Annotated in this window: 4 protein-coding genes; 2 read left to right on the top strand and 2 right to left on the bottom strand. The window is 62.3% G+C overall.

The window, feature by feature from the left end; translation table 11 throughout:
* Positions 1-147: ComEA family DNA-binding protein (locus HF921_RS04675; RefSeq protein ID WP_215893399.1), on the bottom strand; the 147-nt coding region annotated here is incomplete at its 3' end.
* A 17-nt stretch (positions 148-164) separates the two neighbouring features.
* The gene (locus HF921_RS04680) at positions 165-2294 is read right to left on the bottom strand and encodes a UvrD-helicase domain-containing protein (RefSeq protein ID WP_215862071.1); all 2130 of its coding nucleotides are present in this window, start codon (positions 2292-2294) and stop codon (positions 165-167) included.
* Positions 2295-2409: 115 nt separating this feature from the next.
* Between HF921_RS04680 and HF921_RS04685 the strand changes: the two genes are divergently transcribed.
* Both HF921_RS04685 and HF921_RS04690 read left to right on the top strand, forming a co-directional pair.
* The gene (locus HF921_RS04685; RefSeq protein WP_215892931.1) at positions 2410-3360 is read left to right on the top strand and encodes a DnaJ C-terminal domain-containing protein; all 951 of its coding nucleotides are present in this window, start codon (positions 2410-2412) and stop codon (positions 3358-3360) included.
* 23 nt (positions 3361-3383) lie between these two features.
* Positions 3384-3632 (top strand): chaperone modulator CbpM (locus tag HF921_RS04690; protein WP_215862073.1); only part of this gene is annotated, 249 nt, incomplete at its 3' end.

Genomic DNA, 3632 nt, shown 5'->3' on the forward strand with positions numbered 1-3632 from the left:
CAGCACCGCCTGTGCCTTGGCCGGACCAATGCCCGGCAGCGTATCCAGTGCCGCGGCATCGGCGGTATTGATATTCACCGACGCCCAGACGGCAGGGGCAAACAGCAGGAACAACAAGCACAAAAGTCCACGTAATCCTGTTTTCATCACGCTCCACTCCTTTTTTAAGGCAAACGCTCCAAAGCCACCACCCCCAGCGCCAGCCACTTGCTGCCCGAGGCGAACTGCACCTGAATCCGGCCCTGGCGACCACCTGCCTCATAGTCCAGCACCATCCCCTCGCCAAAGACCGGGTGCTGGAGGCGTGAGCCCAGCGGAAATGGCATATCCGGCGCCGCTACCCGCACGGGTATAGCCGGTCGGCTGATCCGCGCCCGCGGCCGCAGTTCCTGCAGGAGTTCCTGGGGAATCTCCCGCAGAAAGCGGGAGGGCATGGTCATCCGTTCACTGCCATGCAGGCGGCGACTCTCGGCATGACTGATGACCAGCAAGCGCATGGCGCGGGTCATGCCCACATAACAAAGACGCCGTTCCTCGGCCAGTCCTTGAGGGTCTTCCAAAGAGCGTTGATGGGGAAAGAGCCCTTCTTCCAATCCCACCAGAAACACCAGTGGGAACTCCAGGCCCTTGGCGCTGTGCAAACTCATCAATTGCACGCAGTCTTCCCAGGCATCGCCAGCGCCATCCCCAGCCTCCAGAGCTGCATGAGTCAGAAATTCCGAGAGCATATTCCCCGGTTGCGGCACCAGATCACCCAGATTCGGGTCGGCGGCCCAGTCCTGGGCATAACTGCGCGCGGCGTTGATCAACTCGTCCAGGTTTTCCAGACGCCCCTCGGCACGATCGCTCTCGCGGCTGTGCCACTCACGCAGGCCGGTGCGAGTCAGCACGGTCTCCACCCGCTCGCCGAGATCCGTCTCTGCCGTCCGCGCGGCCAGATCATCCACCAGATTAAGGAAGGCGTTGATTTTCGGCTGACCCAGTTCTCCGGCCGCCTGCCAGAGGGACAAACCGCGCGCTCTTGCCAACATTCGCAACCGTTCGACACTGACCGCACCGATGCCCCGCGCCGGCACATTCACCACCCGCTCAAAGGAGGCATCGTCGTGACGATTTACCGTGAGGCGCAGGTAGGCGAGGGTGTCCTTGATTTCCGCCCGCTCGAAGAAGCGCAGGCCGCCATAGACCCGATATGGCATGCCTTCGCGCACCAACACTTCTTCAAAAGCCCGCGACTGGGCGTTGGAGCGATAGAGGATGGCACACTCGGAGCGGCGACCACCGGCTTCCAGCCATTGCTGAATGCGTCCCACCGCATAGCGCGCCTCATCCACCTCGTTGTAGGCCGTATAGAGCTGAATGCCCTCACCGCCCGGCTCCGCCGTCCACAGGGTTTTGCCGAGACGATCCGGGTTGTGGGCGATGACCGCATTGGCGGCTTGCAGGATGGGTGCCGTCGAACGGTAGTTCTGCTCCAGCCGCACCACCTGTGCCCCGGCAAAGTCTTCACTGAAGCGCAGCAGATTCTCCACTCGCGCACCACGCCAGGCATAAATGGACTGATCGTCATCGCCGACCACGAAAATCTGCCCATGCCGCGCCAGTCCCTTCAGCCAGGCGTATTGCACTGCATTGGTGTCCTGAAACTCGTCCACCAGAATATGCTGAAAACGGCGCTGATAATGATCGAGGATTTCCGGAGATTCCCAGAGACGCAGGGCGTAGAGCAACAGGTCACCGAAGTCCACCAGCCCGGAGCGCTTTTTAGCCGCTTCATAGGCGCTGTAGATGGGGATGAAGAGCGCCGCTGCCAAGCCCTCATATTGTTGCACCTGTTCCGGCCCCCAACCTTCGTCTTTCCAGCGACCGATACGCCCGGCCATGGCCCGCGGCGGCCACTGCTTCTCATCCATCTGCGCTTCACGCATGACCCGCCGCAGCAGGCGCTGGCTATCGTCGGCATCCAGAACCTGAAAATCCGCGGGCAAGCCCAGCGCCGCGTGATGCATGCGCAGCAGGCGGTGGGCGAGGCCGTGGAATGTCCCCATCCACAAGGCCCGCAAATCCATGGCCACCATGCCATCCAGGCGCCCGCGCATGGCGCGTGCCGCCTTGTTGGTGAAGGTCACCGCGAGGATCTCGCCGGGGTGTACGTCCCCTTCCAGCAAATGGGCGATGCGGCTGGTCAGCACCCGCGTTTTGCCTGAGCCCGCCCCCGCCAGCACCAGCGCCGGGCCGGGCGGCAGGGTCACCGCCTCCAGTTGGCGGGGATTGAGAGCAGACCATTCAGACACAGCGACTCCTCGGGTTTGGGTATCCAAGCTTGAAAATACGGCATAATGACCGCATTGTGAAAGCAGACTTGCAGTCAGGCCGCTGTCTGCTATAACCAATGATAAGGGGGATGAATTGGAATACAAGGACTATTACAAGATTCTGGGTGTCGAACGCAGCGCTGACGCCGACGCGATCAAGGCATCTTATCGGAAAATGGCGCGCAAATATCATCCTGACGTAAGCAAGGAAAAGGATGCGGAAGACCGCTTCAAGGATCTTCAGGAAGCCTATGAGGTACTCAAAGACCCGGAGAAGCGCGCCGCCTATGACCAGTTGGGGAGCAACTGGCGCGCCGGTCAGGATTTCCGGCCACCGCCCGGCTGGGGACAGCAGGCCGGGGGCGGCTTTGGCGGGGGCGGCGCCGATTTTGGGGGCGGCGGATTCAGTGACTTTTTCGAGTCCATATTCCGCCAACAGCAGGGTGGTGGCTTTCGTGGCAGCGGGGGGGGCGGATTCCGCAACCAAGGCGAAGACAGCGAAGCCACCATCCGCGTCAGCCTGGAGGACGCGGCCCATGGCGCCCAGCGCGAGATCAACCTGGAAGTGCCCACCATGGGTCCAGATGGTCGCATGCGCCGGGAAGCGCGGCACCTGACCGTCAAAATTCCCAAAGGCATCCGCGCAGGTCAGCGGCTGCGGATGGCCGGGCAGGGCGCGCCGGGCATGGGCGGCGGTCCCAATGGGGACCTGTACCTGCACATCCAGTTCCAGCCACACCCCAGGTTTCGGGTAGAGGGTAGCGATTTGTACCACGACCTGCACATCACCCCGTGGGAGGCGGCGCTGGGCGCCAGTGTGGAGGTACCCACCCTGGATGGCGACGTGCGCATGAAGATTCCGGCGGGCAGCGCCAGCGGGCAGAAGCTGCGGCTCAGCCAGAAGGGATTGCCGGGCTCTGGCGGCAAAGCACCCGGCGATCTGTATGCGGTGATCCAGATTGTCGTCCCCAAAAAAATCAGTGAGCCGGAAAAAACCCTGTGGAACCAACTGGCGGAGATATCCGACTTCCATCCCCGCCGCTAACCAGAAGACAGAGGAGATACCCCATGGGTTCACCACCGATCACCGTCATCGAAGCGGAATTGCTGGAAGAGGGCGATTTCTGCTTCGATTTTCCGCATTTTTGCACCCTGCTCCACTGCGCTGAAGGCGAAGCCGTGCAACTGGTGCGCTACGGCGTCATCCACCCCGAGGGCAGCGGTCCGCAGCACTGGCGCTTCCGCAGTCTCGATCTTTACCGCGCCCGCCTCAGTCGCCGCCTCAGTCGCGACCTGGAGATCGACATGGCGGGCGCG

It is taken from the genome of Acidithiobacillus ferriphilus (assembly GCF_018854775.1).
Taxonomy (GTDB): domain Bacteria; phylum Pseudomonadota; class Gammaproteobacteria; order Acidithiobacillales; family Acidithiobacillaceae; genus Acidithiobacillus; species Acidithiobacillus ferriphilus.